5 protein-coding genes and 1 CRISPR repeat array (1 of these 6 running past the window's edge) are annotated in these 16,732 nt (G+C 43.4%); all 5 genes read left to right on the forward strand.

Going from position 1 to position 16,732, the window contains the following annotated elements:
* Window positions 1–9,343: direct repeats of the CRISPR family, unit length 36 nt; unit sequence ATACTAAACCCATTGCAGGCAAAGCAGCATTGAAAC; it begins 1,203 nt to the left of the window's first position.
* 1,206 nt (window positions 9,344–10,549) lie between these two features.
* The 5 genes from SGRA_RS16605 to SGRA_RS16635 all read left to right on the forward strand — a co-directional run bounded on the left by SGRA_RS16605 (window position 10,550) and on the right by SGRA_RS16635 (window position 16,691).
* A complete protein-coding gene (locus SGRA_RS16605; RefSeq protein ID WP_245538573.1) occupies window positions 10,550–11,515 on the forward strand; it encodes a tetratricopeptide repeat protein in 966 nt (321 codons plus the stop codon).
* Between the two features lie 1,119 nt (window positions 11,516–12,634).
* Window positions 12,635–13,450 carry a UbiA family prenyltransferase gene (locus SGRA_RS16620; protein ID WP_015693959.1) on the forward strand — a complete coding sequence of 272 codons (816 nt, stop codon included), beginning with the start codon at window positions 12,635–12,637 and terminating at the stop codon, window positions 13,448–13,450.
* On the forward strand, window positions 13,450–14,739 hold the full coding sequence (locus SGRA_RS16625; RefSeq protein ID WP_015693960.1) for an anthranilate synthase component I family protein: 1,290 nt from the start codon (window positions 13,450–13,452) through the stop codon (window positions 14,737–14,739). The genes SGRA_RS16620 and SGRA_RS16625 overlap by 1 nt, the downstream gene beginning before the upstream one ends.
* Before the next feature lie 141 nt (window positions 14,740–14,880).
* On the forward strand, window positions 14,881–15,741 hold the full coding sequence (locus SGRA_RS16630; protein ID WP_015693961.1) for an STAS domain-containing protein: 861 nt from the start codon (window positions 14,881–14,883) through the stop codon (window positions 15,739–15,741).
* Window positions 15,742–15,821: 80 nt separating this feature from the next.
* Complete coding sequence (locus SGRA_RS16635; protein ID WP_015693962.1) at window positions 15,822–16,691, forward strand: STAS domain-containing protein; 870 nt, start codon at window positions 15,822–15,824, stop codon at window positions 16,689–16,691.
* Window positions 16,692–16,732 lie beyond the last annotated feature (41 nt).

A 16,732-nucleotide genomic window follows, 5' to 3' on the forward strand; every position in this document is an offset into this window, starting at 1 on the left:
AAAGAGAATACTAAACCCATTGCAGGCAAAGCAGCATTGAAACAGAAATGTATATGCTCAAGATAGTTTAGATGTAAATACTAAACCCATTGCAGGCAAAGCAGCATTGAAACAAGGTAGGGCCGCAACTGTCCGTCCGTTACCAAATACTAAACCCATTGCAGGCAAAGCAGCATTGAAACCTATCCCAGTGGTCCCATGTCTGTATTGTTTCAGGTATACTAAACCCATTGCAGGCAAAGCAGCATTGAAACCTCAGGACACAAAGGGTAGTTGTCAAGTATTATATATACTAAACCCATTGCAGGCAAAGCAGCATTGAAACTCTACCGTCATGGGTAGAATATTCATAGTGCATACATACTAAACCCATTGCAGGCAAAGCAGCATTGAAACTAGAATCTCTTCAAGGAGTTTGGAAACATCTGTTATACTAAACCCATTGCAGGCAAAGCAGCATTGAAACCTTCTTCCCTAGTTTTTTTGATTAGGGCTAAGGAAATACTAAACCCATTGCAGGCAAAGCAGCATTGAAACGTAAACACGCTGGACTTAAAATCCAGTGCACTGTATACTAAACCCATTGCAGGCAAAGCAGCATTGAAACTTTTATTCCGTTTGATAAGTCGCTCTAGGCTCTTTTTCATACTAAACCCATTGCAGGCAAAGCAGCATTGAAACATTAGAATTGGCTCTGAAAAGACTTCAGGATTAAAATACTAAACCCATTGCAGGCAAAGCAGCATTGAAACCTCTGTAGATAGTGGACTAATACTAGTAGACTAATGAATACTAAACCCATTGCAGGCAAAGCAGCATTGAAACTTAAAAGTTTCTTTTTAAATTCTTCAGTTTCTTTATACTAAACCCATTGCAGGCAAAGCAGCATTGAAACGGAAATACGTATTCCCAAGAATACTTGGTTATCATAATACTAAACCCATTGCAGGCAAAGCAGCATTGAAACATCCATACATAAGATATTACCTCTAGAGTGTATTATACTAAACCCATTGCAGGCAAAGCAGCATTGAAACATTTCTCTTCTCCTAGCTTAACCAAAGTTTCTAAGTTATACTAAACCCATTGCAGGCAAAGCAGCATTGAAACTATAACACATAGATATATATATTCCGTTAAAAACTCATACTAAACCCATTGCAGGCAAAGCAGCATTGAAACTGTAGACTGCTTTCTACTACAATAGGGCTGTTGAAGTCCAATACTAAACCCATTGCAGGCAAAGCAGCATTGAAACTGTTTCTTTAGAGGAGTTCTCCATCCTCAATAAAAAATTATACTAAACCCATTGCAGGCAAAGCAGCATTGAAACTAAAGGGTCTTTGATTAAATAAACCTCTTCATTTATACTAAACCCATTGCAGGCAAAGCAGCATTGAAACCGTTGCCGTCAAAGCTAAGGGGCAACTAAATCACAAATACTAAACCCATTGCAGGCAAAGCAGCATTGAAACTGTAGCAGACAACAACTTCTGATCCAAATGAGCCTAATACTAAACCCATTGCAGGCAAAGCAGCATTGAAACATTTTACACCGAAATAAATAAAGCTAAAGATTTAATACTAAACCCATTGCAGGCAAAGCAGCATTGAAACTTCTGCCCGCCGCCTAACGTCTTGGCGGTTACCCTAATACTAAACCCATTGCAGGCAAAGCAGCATTGAAACCTTTTTGCCTCTTCATTTGTTATGAATCCCTTTTCATACTAAACCCATTGCAGGCAAAGCAGCATTGAAACGTCATTTCCGAGGGACTGCCTTTTGGTTTTTTGTATACTAAACCCATTGCAGGCAAAGCAGCATTGAAACTGTCAAACTCCATCACAACTTGCTTGTTTGTCCCGAATACTAAACCCATTGCAGGCAAAGCAGCATTGAAACGAGCCTGATTCCAGTCATATTTCTCAAACATACCAATACTAAACCCATTGCAGGCAAAGCAGCATTGAAACGCAATTTAGGCACGAGAAGCCATTTGTCCAGCAGGATACTAAACCCATTGCAGGCAAAGCAGCATTGAAACTGCTTGGGTGATTCGATAGATTGAGGAACATACTATACTAAACCCATTGCAGGCAAAGCAGCATTGAAACACTTTCTAATACATTATTGAAATATCTATTATATATACTAAACCCATTGCAGGCAAAGCAGCATTGAAACTTCCTGCTCAAAGTGCCGAGTTGTCGGCTGAGCAATACTAAACCCATTGCAGGCAAAGCAGCATTGAAACGGTTTGCAGCGGTTGAAAATTGAGCTTGAGGAAATACTAAACCCATTGCAGGCAAAGCAGCATTGAAACAGTGTTAAATTATCCTCAATGCTATCTACTTCAAAATACTAAACCCATTGCAGGCAAAGCAGCATTGAAACTGCACAAAATAGCAGAAGCGGCAAACCTAAACTAATACTAAACCCATTGCAGGCAAAGCAGCATTGAAACGACAGCGAGGGTAATAAACCGCATATCCAAGTTAAATACTAAACCCATTGCAGGCAAAGCAGCATTGAAACTTCTTTTTTGAGTTAGCAGATTGCTTCTACTGTGAATACTAAACCCATTGCAGGCAAAGCAGCATTGAAACCTTCTATATCTTCACCAGATTTCTCCCAAATCTTATACTAAACCCATTGCAGGCAAAGCAGCATTGAAACATAAGGATCTGAACCTACATAAGGCATCACTAATTTATACTAAACCCATTGCAGGCAAAGCAGCATTGAAACGCGCATCATCTTCAAAAACAATATTCAGCTCAATGATACTAAACCCATTGCAGGCAAAGCAGCATTGAAACCCCTTTGGGTTGGGGCTTCTTTTTTAGCCTTAGCTATACTAAACCCATTGCAGGCAAAGCAGCATTGAAACTGTCATCGGTATTTTTTGGAGACATTATTAATCTTATACTAAACCCATTGCAGGCAAAGCAGCATTGAAACAGCATTGAAACCCTAGTAGCCTCTGGGGTTTCAAATACTAAACCCATTGCAGGCAAAGCAGCATTGAAACTACGATGTAACATTTGAGGACGGCACTATGGCTACATACTAAACCCATTGCAGGCAAAGCAGCATTGAAACTAATGGAAAAAGTAGATCTTTCTGAATTTGAACTATACTAAACCCATTGCAGGCAAAGCAGCATTGAAACTTAATGTTGGTTGGTTTGAACATAGCTCTTGCACCAAATACTAAACCCATTGCAGGCAAAGCAGCATTGAAACTCACATACTAAGTAAAGAGTACAAAGAACTAGTAAATACTAAACCCATTGCAGGCAAAGCAGCATTGAAACGGGCTTGGCAGCTTCTCTTGCTGCGTCTGCTTCAATACTAAACCCATTGCAGGCAAAGCAGCATTGAAACTGGAAGTTGAAGTTGAATCTGAGGCTGCTAAGCAATACTAAACCCATTGCAGGCAAAGCAGCATTGAAACTGGTTAAAGGGAAGGTATGCTTCCCCTCCCTTTGTAATACTAAACCCATTGCAGGCAAAGCAGCATTGAAACAGCTTCCATAGAAACTCTAAGATTATGTAAATACTATACTAAACCCATTGCAGGCAAAGCAGCATTGAAACCTTTAACAGAAGAAGCTTCTCTTGAATTTGAAATAGATACTAAACCCATTGCAGGCAAAGCAGCATTGAAACAAAGTGTGAAGAAAAAGCGTCTTTGTGTTTAATTGATACTAAACCCATTGCAGGCAAAGCAGCATTGAAACTACAATTGTACCGATTCCAGATCCAAGTGCGTCCGATACTAAACCCATTGCAGGCAAAGCAGCATTGAAACAAAAGCAGTTAGGAGCAATGGGCACGAACAACGGATACTAAACCCATTGCAGGCAAAGCAGCATTGAAACGATGAGGGCAAGGCTCGCTTCGAAGAGCTGTGGGGCATACTAAACCCATTGCAGGCAAAGCAGCATTGAAACAACTATAAATACACCTTCCTAGCAGAACTGGCTTATACTAAACCCATTGCAGGCAAAGCAGCATTGAAACAATGATGCAATTCCGCACACCCTGCGCCTTAGCGCGAATACTAAACCCATTGCAGGCAAAGCAGCATTGAAACCCTCGCCTGCAATTGCTGCAGAATCGCCTGCAGCTATACTAAACCCATTGCAGGCAAAGCAGCATTGAAACAGTTAATTATATAACATTTTATTCAACCTATTTAAATACTAAACCCATTGCAGGCAAAGCAGCATTGAAACTAAGTAGTTACCTTCGCCAATAGGGCCCCGCTGCATACTAAACCCATTGCAGGCAAAGCAGCATTGAAACTAAGTAGTTACCTTCGCCAATAGGGCCCCGCTGCATACTAAACCCATTGCAGGCAAAGCAGCATTGAAACGTTGCCTTTCTAGGATAAATACCTAGCAGGTGTAGAATACTAAACCCATTGCAGGCAAAGCAGCATTGAAACGCTACACACCTCTTCATTTATTTGCAAACCTTTCATACTAAACCCATTGCAGGCAAAGCAGCATTGAAACCACCCACAAGAAAATTCTTGCGGGTGAAAGAAATTGAATACTAAACCCATTGCAGGCAAAGCAGCATTGAAACCCCTTAGTTTGTCGTATTTGCGCAGAATATAAAATACTAAACCCATTGCAGGCAAAGCAGCATTGAAACACCGCCGCCGATTTGGGCAAAGTAGAAGAAACATACTAAACCCATTGCAGGCAAAGCAGCATTGAAACCGATGATCTGCCCATGTTCATTGCGAAATGCTTTCATACTAAACCCATTGCAGGCAAAGCAGCATTGAAACCCTGGCTGAACGGCCTGAGGCTCTTCGCCGTACTTTATACTAAACCCATTGCAGGCAAAGCAGCATTGAAACAACCTCGGTGGTCTTATGATCCTTCGTTTATTGTAATACTAAACCCATTGCAGGCAAAGCAGCATTGAAACCGATGATCTGCCCATGTTCATTGCGAAATGCTTTCATACTAAACCCATTGCAGGCAAAGCAGCATTGAAACTGGGTTGTCTAACTCTTTCAAGCTGCTCGCCATCGATACTAAACCCATTGCAGGCAAAGCAGCATTGAAACTATAAATGAGCATTTAACGGAAGCAAACCGTTTGTATACTAAACCCATTGCAGGCAAAGCAGCATTGAAACTATAAATGAGCATTTAACGGAAGCAAACCGTTTGTATACTAAACCCATTGCAGGCAAAGCAGCATTGAAACTCTGGCTTTTTGGGGCGTCTACTTTGCCGTTTTTAATACTAAACCCATTGCAGGCAAAGCAGCATTGAAACTCAGTTGAAACGCCTTTTCAAATTGAGCAGGCATTTATACTAAACCCATTGCAGGCAAAGCAGCATTGAAACAATCAATCTTGACCCAAAAAAAAGGGGCTCAAGTATACTAAACCCATTGCAGGCAAAGCAGCATTGAAACAGTCATCTTTTCAGAAAACATCTTATCTGTTACATACTAAACCCATTGCAGGCAAAGCAGCATTGAAACCTTCGGATTGGAGACAGAACTTCGTTTCTAATGCTATACTAAACCCATTGCAGGCAAAGCAGCATTGAAACTAGCCGCTCTTTTAGCTTACTCGTCTTATCCATTAATACTAAACCCATTGCAGGCAAAGCAGCATTGAAACCAGCGGTACAGCCAGAAGTAGTGCAGCGGGTTCTATACTAAACCCATTGCAGGCAAAGCAGCATTGAAACTGCTGGCGGGCCCAAGGGCTGAAGCTAAGACTTGCCGATACTAAACCCATTGCAGGCAAAGCAGCATTGAAACCTTTTTAGTCGTTGAGACTTTAACGAAGCAGGCCCCATACTAAACCCATTGCAGGCAAAGCAGCATTGAAACACAATCCTACATTTTGCAAAGGAGGCCCTTTAAATACTAAACCCATTGCAGGCAAAGCAGCATTGAAACTCCAAGAGTGGAGCGGCCCATTGACTACGAGGCTGATACTAAACCCATTGCAGGCAAAGCAGCATTGAAACAGTCAAAAACAAGCAATTGAAAAAATTGAATCTTATACTAAACCCATTGCAGGCAAAGCAGCATTGAAACAGTTAAGCTTTGTCATTGAAATTCCCAATCATTTTATACTAAACCCATTGCAGGCAAAGCAGCATTGAAACTTGTCAGCCCATTGTCTGACTTCTTCTTTAGCTCATACTAAACCCATTGCAGGCAAAGCAGCATTGAAACTTGCGCTATTGATTTGGAATTGGATAGCACTCAGATACTAAACCCATTGCAGGCAAAGCAGCATTGAAACAAGCTGTGAAAGAGGGTATCATTACACTTTGGAGTAATACTAAACCCATTGCAGGCAAAGCAGCATTGAAACAACTCTGAGACAAGAAGCATTTGAGGCCAAGCACAAATACTAAACCCATTGCAGGCAAAGCAGCATTGAAACCACCTTGGTTCATTTTATCCAAGAAACTACTAACAATACTAAACCCATTGCAGGCAAAGCAGCATTGAAACCCCGTTTCTTTGTCTACAGCAGGTAGGTGATATGGGATACTAAACCCATTGCAGGCAAAGCAGCATTGAAACTGAATATTGGCCAACCATATTGGCGGCCGCTAAAATACTAAACCCATTGCAGGCAAAGCAGCATTGAAACTTTCATCTTTTGCTCCAAAAAGTAAAGAGCAAAATACTAAACCCATTGCAGGCAAAGCAGCATTGAAACCTGGAAATAACATTAGCATTAGCTAATGCTGTTTATACTAAACCCATTGCAGGCAAAGCAGCATTGAAACTAGCATTCTTCCATTCTGGACTTTCGGGTTCAAAATACTAAACCCATTGCAGGCAAAGCAGCATTGAAACTTTACTTTATGCAAGTTAAATTGAGTACATTTCTATACTAAACCCATTGCAGGCAAAGCAGCATTGAAACACTGATCCTGACCAGTAAAACCACCGTCCTCTTCATACTAAACCCATTGCAGGCAAAGCAGCATTGAAACTACGGGGGTTTTTAGATTAAGCGTCGACTACCCCTATACTAAACCCATTGCAGGCAAAGCAGCATTGAAACAACCATCGTCAGGACAGAGAGTGGAAATTTGAAGCTCATACTAAACCCATTGCAGGCAAAGCAGCATTGAAACCTTTCACTTTAGCGGTAAGAATGCCATTATTGGATACTAAACCCATTGCAGGCAAAGCAGCATTGAAACTATATAATCGGCCTGCCAAACTGGAAAGCTGGTTTTATACTAAACCCATTGCAGGCGAAGCAGCATTGAAACCTTTTTGGAAGCTTAAGAAATTACATTAACTAAATACTAAACCCATTGCAGGCGAAGCAGCATTGAAACTTCCTCTTTTTCAAGAGGAAGAATGACATCATTTAAATACTAAACCCATTGCAGGCGAAGCAGCATTGAAACGACTTATTACGTAGATGTACTACACAACGAGATAATACTAAACCCATTGCAGGCGAAGCAGCATTGAAACCTTGCAAATCCTTTTACTGCTAGTTTCAATTGCTATACTAAACCCATTGCAGGCGAAGCAGCATTGAAACTATTTATGGCCCGAACTGCCATTGCATTGAAGATTATACTAAACCCATTGCAGGCGAAGCAGCATTGAAACGTTACTCACGTCATTTTAGACGCAGCCTTGACCCAATACTAAACCCATTGCAGGCGAAGCAGCATTGAAACATCTTTATCGGATTGTAATATCGGATGTAGATAAATACTAAACCCATTGCAGGCGAAGCAGCATTGAAACCAATTTACCACCGAAGACGGTAAGCGTTGGACTAATACTAAACCCATTGCAGGCGAAGCAGCATTGAAACTGTGAGAAGCTCGTAAGTCCTGACAATTTCACAAAATACTAAACCCATTGCAGGCGAAGCAGCATTGAAACTTGGCAACAAGGCGGTTCTTGCCAGAAATAAGAAACCCTAATACTAAACCCATTGCAGGCGAAGCAGCATTGAAACTGCTGGCTTTGAGGCGACTTTGCTCGCCCCATACATACTAAACCCATTGCAGGCGAAGCAGCATTGAAACGATTTCATAAAGCGTACGAAATCTCTGTTTTTGTGAATACTAAACCCATTGCAGGCGAAGCAGCATTGAAACTATATAATCGGCCTGCCAAACTGGAAAGCTGGTTTTATACTAAACCCATTGCAGGCGAAGCAGCATTGAAACCTTTTTGGAAGCTTAAGAAATTACATTAACTAAATACTAAACCCATTGCAGGCGAAGCAGCATTGAAACTTCCTCTTTTTCAAGAGGAAGAATGACATCATTTAAATACTAAACCCATTGCAGGCGAAGCAGCATTGAAACCAATTTACCACCGAAGACGGTAAGCGTTGGACTAATACTAAACCCATTGCAGGCGAAGCAGCATTGAAACTGTGAGAAGCTCGTAAGTCCTGACAATTTCACAAAATACTAAACCCATTGCAGGCGAAGCAGCATTGAAACTTGGCAACAAGGCGGTTCTTGCCAGAAATAAGAAACCCTAATACTAAACCCATTGCAGGCGAAGCAGCATTGAAACTGCTGGCTTTGAGGCGACTTTGCTCGCCCCATACATACTAAACCCATTGCAGGCGAAGCAGCATTGAAACGATTTCATAAAGCGTACGAAATCTCTGTTTTTGTGAATACTAAACCCATTGCAGGCGAAGCAGCATTGAAACTATATAATCGGCCTGCCAAACTGGAAAGCTGGTTTTATACTAAACCCATTGCAGGCGAAGCAGCATTGAAACCTTTTTGGAAGCTTAAGAAATTACATTAACTAAATACTAAACCCATTGCAGGCGAAGCAGCATTGAAACTTCCTCTTTTTCAAGAGGAAGAATGACATCATTTAAATACTAAACCCATTGCAGGCGAAGCAGCATTGAAACGACTTATTACGTAGATGTACTACACAACGAGATAATACTAAACCCATTGCAGGCGAAGCAGCATTGAAACCTTGCAAATCCTTTTACTGCTAGTTTCAATTGCTATACTAAACCCATTGCAGGCGAAGCAGCATTGAAACTATTTATGGCCCGAACTGCCATTGCATTGAAGATTATACTAAACCCATTGCAGGCGAAGCAGCATTGAAACGTTACTCACGTCATTTTAGACGCAGCCTTGACCCAATACTAAACCCATTGCAGGCGAAGCAGCATTGAAACAACAAGTCTGACCATAGAATCCTATTGGCAAAATTGTATACTAAACCCATTGCAGGCGAAGCAGCATTGAAACCCCTTCATTATTTCCATTCGAATAGGGTGGTATAATACTAAACCCTTTGCAGGCGAAGCAGCAGCCAATAATCGCCCAGGGACAAGCCCCTAGGCTAATTCAATGGAGTCAGCCCTAAAGGGCCTCAAATTGTGATGTAGGGTTTTGCTCTGTTGTTATTGCAGAGAAGGACCATATCCAAAGGCCCTCTTTAGAGGGCTGTCTGAAAAAAGCTAGCCTAGGGGCTTGTCCCTAGGTAGCAGAGCAGGCAGATAGCTTTATTAGTCCCTCAACTTTTTCTGTGGAGAGAAGGGAGGGTAAAGTAAATAAAGCGTCTTTTAACGGCTGGGCGGTTTTGGGTCCATGGGCTGAAGCCCATGCTTGTGGGACTATGCAAACTAGCGGGCTAAAGCCCTTGTTTGCTGTTTATTAGAACTCATTATGGGCCGATGGTTTTAACCCATCGGCTCATTTTATTGCGCTTAGTATAGCCTCTTTTGTAGCAGTGGGTTTTAACCCACTGGTTTTCTTATTATATAATCGCTTAGGGGCTTGTCCCTAGGTAGCGGAGCAGGAGGTCGTATGGAGATAGCTTTTATTAGTCCCTCAATTTTTTCTTGGGAATTTTGAGGGAGGGGGAAGAGAGAATAGGGAAGAAGCCTCTTAGATGAAAAGGAGCTATTTTGTTTTCAGGTCCTGCGGCTTTTAAGCTGCAGGCCAGTTGTTGGTCAGGAGTGGGCTCTGCTGTACCTAAATTGGCTGCTGCTTTTAAGCTGCCGCCACAGCTAGCAGGCGGCGAAGCCGCCGCAAAGGAGCGAAGCGACTTGGCCTAGGGGCCTGAAAGGGGGCCGCGCAGCGGCAGACCCAGCCGCTGAAAGCGGCGCAGGGCCGAGCAGACCTGCGAGCCCTGCAAGGGCCCGGCCGCCGTAGGCGGCAGGCCCCAAAAAAAGAATATAGTCCTAACTGATTGGTAATCAGTTGTAAGTGAGGATTTTGATAGCTTGTTTTTCAAATCAAATCCAACTAATTTTAGAGCTAAATAGCTGTTTAGTTTATGGCAAAAATGCAGTTCGCCTAAAATTTTTTAAAAAAAACTTAAAAATAAAGTTCACAAAATGGGCTTAGGTGACATTAAAGCATAAGTCGCTGTTTTAGTAGATGACCGACTTTAATAAAATGTTTTAACAGCTATGCCAAGAGTGGAGGCGCAAGTTGAAAATGGTTTTAATTGGAGGGCGTAGTTTTCCCAAAAGATTTTTTCCCAAACTCATGCTTTAGCATGGGGCAAAAAGACAGCATGAAAAAAAATGAGACCTTATTAACCGAACTATTTGAGCTAGATGAGCTGACGGCTTGTCAGGAATTAGCCGAAAAATTAATGGCTGAAGGAGCAAAAAGCTCGGCGCCATATTATTATTGGGTGAAGGTGGAATTAGAAAAAGAATCACCTAACTATTTGAATTCCAAGCGTTGTTTGCAGCTGGGCCAAAAGCGTTCTGCCGAAAAAGGGCGGCTGTATTTTTTATTTGGCCAATTGATGGAAGAAGAGGGGCGCTATGATTTGGCGCTTCATTATTATGAGCAGGGGCAGGGCGATGAACAGGCCGATTTGGCCCAAGCCAAGTTACTTTTTTTGTTGGAAGAAGATCTGCCCAAGGCCAAAATTTTACTCGAGAATTTGGCGATCCCCACCGCAGAAAGCTGCTATTTTTTGGCGGCCATTGCCTTGGAAGAAGGCGAATATCTGCAGGGAATTTCCCTCTTGGCGCCGATTTGTAACACCGAATTTGAGGAGGACTGTTTTGAGCTGCTTTGCCGCTTGTATATTGCTTTTGGAGAGGGCGAAAAAGCGCTTCCCTATTTAAAAACCTTGACCGAAAAGGCGGCAGATCCGATCGGCTATATGTCGGAATATGCGCAGCTTTTGCAGGACCTAAAACAAGATTTGGCGGCGGCCCAGGCTTGGTGCAGCTACCACAATAGCTTGCAGTTGCCTCAGATGAGCCAAGACCGAATTTTTCTGGAGAAGGCCCAAGATTTTTATGCTTTGGGTTTGCATGAGGGGGCGCTCTTTTTTTGCGAGCAAGCCAATCGCCATCAGTTGAGCGTAGAAGGCCTGCGGATGCAGACAAAATTGTATAAAGTGACTGGCGCTCTGGACAAAGTAGAAGATTGTCTGCAGGAGATGGCGCAATTTTATCCGGGAATGGATATCGCGGCTTTTAGCAGCAGTATGGAAAAAAATAATCCAGAGGATGAGTAGCCTAAATAACTAGACATAAAGCTAACCAAACTAAACAACCTAATTTTTTAACAAAAACACAATTTCTATGAAAAATTACACTGAAGATCCTGATCCAGATCAGGACACCCCACCCAATCCCCCTGCGCAATAAGCGGGCGGAAGAGGAGAAGAAGCTTGGCTTTTTCTCCTTTTTTTGGGGGCCTCCGCCTCGCTGCGCTCGTCGGCGCTACGTTCGGCAGCTCGCTGTTACTTGCTTTGCTGCGTCGGCTCCCGTTGGTCGGGTCGCTCGGCCCTGCGCAAAAAACAAGTTTTTGCTTGGTCTGCGGCTTTGCCGCACTGCCTACCATCGGTTACTCCCGTTGGTCGTCGAAGACGCCCTAAAGGGCTTGTTGTGGCCGTTTGGCCTTCGGCCATAGCGGCTTCGCCGCCTGCTATTCATCGCCTAGGGACAAGCCCCCAGGCTAACCTAATGGAGTCAGCCCTAAAGGGCCTCAACTGCTTATATAGCTGGCCTTGTTCATCTGCTTTTGCAAAGAAGTGCTATATCCAAAGGCCCTCGCAGAGGGCTGTCTGAAAAGCTAGCCTAGGGGCTTGTCCCTAGGCAGCAGAGCAGGCAGATAGCTTTATTAGTCCCTCAACTTTTTCTTGTAAGGTTGAAAGGGAGGGGAGAGAGAATAGAGAATAAGCCTTTTAAGAACTAGTTGGTTTTGGGTCCATGGGCTGAAGCCCATGCTTGTGGGGCTATGCAAACTGGCGGGCTAAAGCCCTTGTTTGCTATAAAAATGGAAAAGGTTCGCTCCTCAAAAACAACAACCGTCCAACCACAACCGCAAAGAAAAATCCCCTCGAATGAGGGGATGACAATTTTTTCAATAGCCTAGGGCCTTGGCCCTAGGGATGGCCGAAGGCCAAACGGCCTAGGGGCCTGAAAGGGTGGCCGCAGGCCAGACCCAGCCGCTGAAAGCGGCGCAGGGCCGAGCAGACCTGCGAGCCCTGCAAGGGCCCGGCCGCCAAAGGCGGCAGGCCCCAAAAAAAGAAAAAATAAAGAATAGAATATTTTGTGGGAAGGACTGGGGCTAGGCGGTGAACTCCCTGCAAAAATGACTATTTTAGGGCCTGATTTTCTAAATACTACCCATGCGCGGCCTGCTTTCTTTCTCTGTTTATACTCATCTGCATATTGCCCTGGGGGCTGCCCTGCTGACCGCTAGTAGTTTTTGGCAATGGGGACGGCCTGTAGAGGGCTGGAGTTTGTCGCTGGCCTTTTTTGCCTGTTGGTGGATTTATGCCCTGCACCGAATTTACTCGAACCGCTCGGATAAGATGAAGGCGGAGCGGCAAGCCATTTTGCAAAAATACCGTGCTTGGAATTGGGGATTGCTGCTTTTGCTGCCTGGGGTCCTGTTGTATTTGGCCAGCCAACTGCCTTTTGCCCTGCTCAAATGGCTATTTTTGCCGGCCCTGCTTTCTTTGGCCTATGTACTGCCCATTTATAAGGGCTGGCGACTGCGAGATATTCCCTGGCTGAAAATTTTTCTGATTGCTGGAGTCTGGTCTTTTGTGGCTACGGTGCTGCCCGCTTTAGAATTGGGACGGCCCATTTCTCCTTACTTATTTTTTGAGCGGGCCCTCTTTATTTTATTGATTACCTTGCCCTTTGATTTGCGAGATTTGGAACAAGAAGCCAAGGCTGGAGTGCCCACTCTGGTTTCTAGTTTGGGCGAAAAAAGAAGTCGCTATCTCATTGCTGCCCTAGCCCTAGTTTGGTGGGGAATACAGGCCTATACGGCCCCTTTTTTTATGCTATTGGCCAGTAGCATTTGTTTGCTGCTTATCTTTGTCCTGCTTTCTAGAACCCATGCGCAACAAAATGATTTCTTCTTTTCTTTTTATTGGGATGGCCTCTTAATTTTGTATCCTTTGCTCATCTATTTGTTCAAAAATTTGCACTAATGACTATTGCTCATTTTTCTTTGCCCCAGGGACTTTCTTTGGCCCAATTTAAGGCGCAAGCCCTAAGCGTTTTTCAAGATGATCAGCCCCTCTTGGTCCTTGATAACAATGAATTTAAGGAGGATGCTTTTCATGAAGTGGAATGGCTGCTGGGCGCTGCTGCTCGTCGTAGCATTCGGGCCGATTGTTTTGCCCCTCTAGAGGCCGCCATGCAAGCTGATCCCAAAGCTTGGTGGTTGGGCTATTTTTCCTATGAGCTCAAAAACGATTTGGAGGAGCTGAGCTCGGAGAATATCGATCCCTTGGGCTTTCCAAAATTGGCTTTTTTTCAGCCAGCAGTTCGGATTTTGATTCGGCCAAATGGAGCGATTGAAATAGAGGCAGAAGATCCTCAGGCGGTTTGGGAAAACTGTTTGGAGGCATCGGCTTTACAAGGAGAAAAGCCCCTGGCTTTGCCAGAATTGCAAGCTCGGATTACTAAGGCCGACTATATGGCGACCATTGCCGCCCTTAAAGAACATATTCTGGCGGGAGACATTTATGAGGTCAATTTTTGCCAAGAGTTTTTTATGGAAGGGGCCAAAATTGCCCCTTTGCCTCTTTATTGGCGACTAATGAAATTGAGCCCCAGCCCCTTTTCAGCCTACTATCAATGGGGAAATGAGCATTTAATCTCGGCTAGTCCAGAGCGCTTTTTGGCCCAAAGAGGAAGTCGACTGATCGCTCAACCAATTAAGGGAACCATCGGCCGAGGAAAAAATGAAGCCGAAGACCAAGCCCTGGCCCAGAGCCTGAGACATAGCGAAAAAGATTTGGCGGAGCATGTCATGATTGTGGACCTGCTGCGCAACGATTTGGCCCAATCCGCAGCGCCCGCTACCGTAGAAGTGAGTGAGCTGTTTGGCATTTACGCTTTTCCCCAATTGCAACAGATGATTTCTACCGTAGAAGCCGAACGACGAGCCGATTGTAGCCCCCTGCAGGCCCTAAAAAAGGCTTTCCCGATGGGCTCAATGACTGGCGCACCTAAAATTATGAGCATGAAAATTATTGAGCGCTACGAACAGCAACAAAGAGGTTTGTATTCTGGCGCAGTAGGCTATTTTTCGCCAGAGGGAAATTCCGATTTTAATGTGGTCATCAGAAGCTTAGTCTATCAACAAGAAAAAAAGTACCTCTCTTTTCAGGTGGGGGGGGCCATTGTCTATGACTCAATTGCCGAAGCCGAATATGAAGAATGCCTGCTCAAGGCTAAGGGCCTACTCTTGGCCCTAGGGAAAAAGCTGTAACTTTTTGGTTTAAAGAAAAATTAACCAATTGTTTAGTCTTTTAGAGCTAAATAGTTATAAGTTTAGTAACTTATGAGATGCTTATCTTGATAAGCAGAGGAATCTGTATCTTATGATGATCTATGTTTAAATATGTTGAATATGAGCCTTAAATACAAAGAGCTTTATGAGCACTATAAAAGAACTTACTTCCTGACTGAAGAAGATCTTAAACTACTCAAAGAGGCTGGAAGTCAGTTTTCTATAGAAGATAAAGAAGCTGTTTTTCAAGAAACTATAGACTGGATGAAAAAGCGCGAGCTTTTTCCAGAAGCTGTTGTGGCTGCTCTATTAGCCCAGAAAGATAATATCATAGCGGATCTGGTGGAAGCTAGGTTTTCTCCTGAATATATTGAACGCTATTCAGAGATTCGACGAAACTTTTTAGAAACAGGAGTTAGCCTCGATATTTTTGTAGAGCTTTTAGCCAGCTTTCATGAAGGAGTGCTTAATTTATTCATTAAATATAATCCTACCGCAGTTAATTTGATTTCAGCCTACAAGAAATTTAATCAAATTGATTTAGACATTGTAGCCAAGGAATATCGACGGAAAATACAACAAGACCTCGAAAAACAAAACGAAGCCCTGCGCGAACTCTCAACGCCCGTGGCCCAAATTTGGGAAAATATCCTGCTGCTTCCACTGGTCGGATTTATCGATTCTAAACGCTCTAAGGATGTGATGGAGGCTATGCTAGACAATATCGCCGACAAACAAGCTAAGTTTTTTATCCTCGATATTTCTGGGGTGGCTATTGTCGATACCGCCGTGGCCAATCACCTTATCAAAATGACTAAAGCCGCCCGCCTGATGGGCGCCAAATGTATCATCTCGGGCATTTCAGGCACTATCGCCCAAACTATTGTCGAACTCGGTATCGTTATTGACGAAATCGAAACCACGGGCAGCATGAAGGACGCCCTAAAATGGGCAATCAAGGAAAGCGGAAGCCAACTCTAAAAGGCCTAACTAACTTTTAATTAGTAGGACATTTAAATAAAATAGAACTACTGCTTAACTTAAGACGAAACACAATAATTATGCAACCTAGCAGCTCTACTTACGAACAACTGTATCATTATTACAAAACGACTTACTTCCTGACAGAAGAAGAACTAGAGGCATTACAATTAGCTGCGGATAAAATTCCTTATAAAGAAAAGGAAGTTGTTTTTCAAGGCATAATTGATTGGATGGAGGTATCCAACCTTTTTCCCGAAATTACAATTACGGCTTCAGTTGCCCATAAAGAGGCTATCTTAACCGATTTGGTCGGAGCTCGTTTGTCCGCCAATTATATTGAACGACACACAGAAATTAGACGCAATTTTTTAGCAGCAGGCGTCAGCCTAGAGTCTTTTACTCAGCTTTTGGTCCGCTTCCATGAAGGCATTACTCAGCTTTTTATTAAGCATAATGAAAATGCCCTAAACCTAGTTTTGGCCTACAAAAAGTTTAGCCAAATTGATCTCGATATTCTAACCAAGGAGTATCGAGAGAAAATGACTCGAGATCTCGAAAAACAAAACGAAGCCCTGCGCGAACTCTCTACTCCCGTGGCCCAAATCTGGGAAAATATCCTGCTGCTTCCACTAGTCGGCTTTATCGATTCTAAACGCTCTAAGGATGTGATGGAGGCTATGCTAGACAATATCGCCGACAAACAAGCTAAGTTTTTTATCCTCGATATTTCTGGAGTGGCTATTGTCGATACCGCCGTGGCCAATCATCTCATCAAAATGACTAAAGCCGCCCGCCTGATGGGCGCAAAATGTGTCATCTCGGGCATTTCGGGCACTATCGCCCAAACGATTGTCGAACTCGGTATCGCCATTGACGAAATCGAAACCACAGGCAGCATGAAGGACGCCCTAAAATGGGCCATCAAGGAAAGCGGAAGCCAACTCTAAAACGCAAAAAGGCGATTGGAAATCCTCCAATCGCCTTTTCT

It is taken from the genome of Saprospira grandis str. Lewin (assembly GCF_000250635.1).
Lineage (GTDB): Bacteria > Bacteroidota > Bacteroidia > Chitinophagales > Saprospiraceae > Saprospira > Saprospira grandis.

What these genes read in the sequence shown, in the direction of transcription:
- SGRA_RS16605 (WP_245538573.1), top strand. Translation starts at nt 10,550, where the DNA reads ATGAAAAAAAATGAGACCTTATTAACCGAACTATTTGAGCTAGATGAG.
- SGRA_RS16620 (WP_015693959.1), top strand. Translation starts at nt 12,635, where the DNA reads ATGCGCGGCCTGCTTTCTTTCTCTGTTTATACTCATCTGCATATTGCC.
- SGRA_RS16625 (WP_015693960.1), top strand. Translation starts at nt 13,450, where the DNA reads ATGACTATTGCTCATTTTTCTTTGCCCCAGGGACTTTCTTTGGCCCAA.
- SGRA_RS16630 (WP_015693961.1), top strand. Translation starts at nt 14,881, where the DNA reads ATGAGCCTTAAATACAAAGAGCTTTATGAGCACTATAAAAGAACTTAC.
- SGRA_RS16635 (WP_015693962.1), top strand. Translation starts at nt 15,822, where the DNA reads ATGCAACCTAGCAGCTCTACTTACGAACAACTGTATCATTATTACAAA.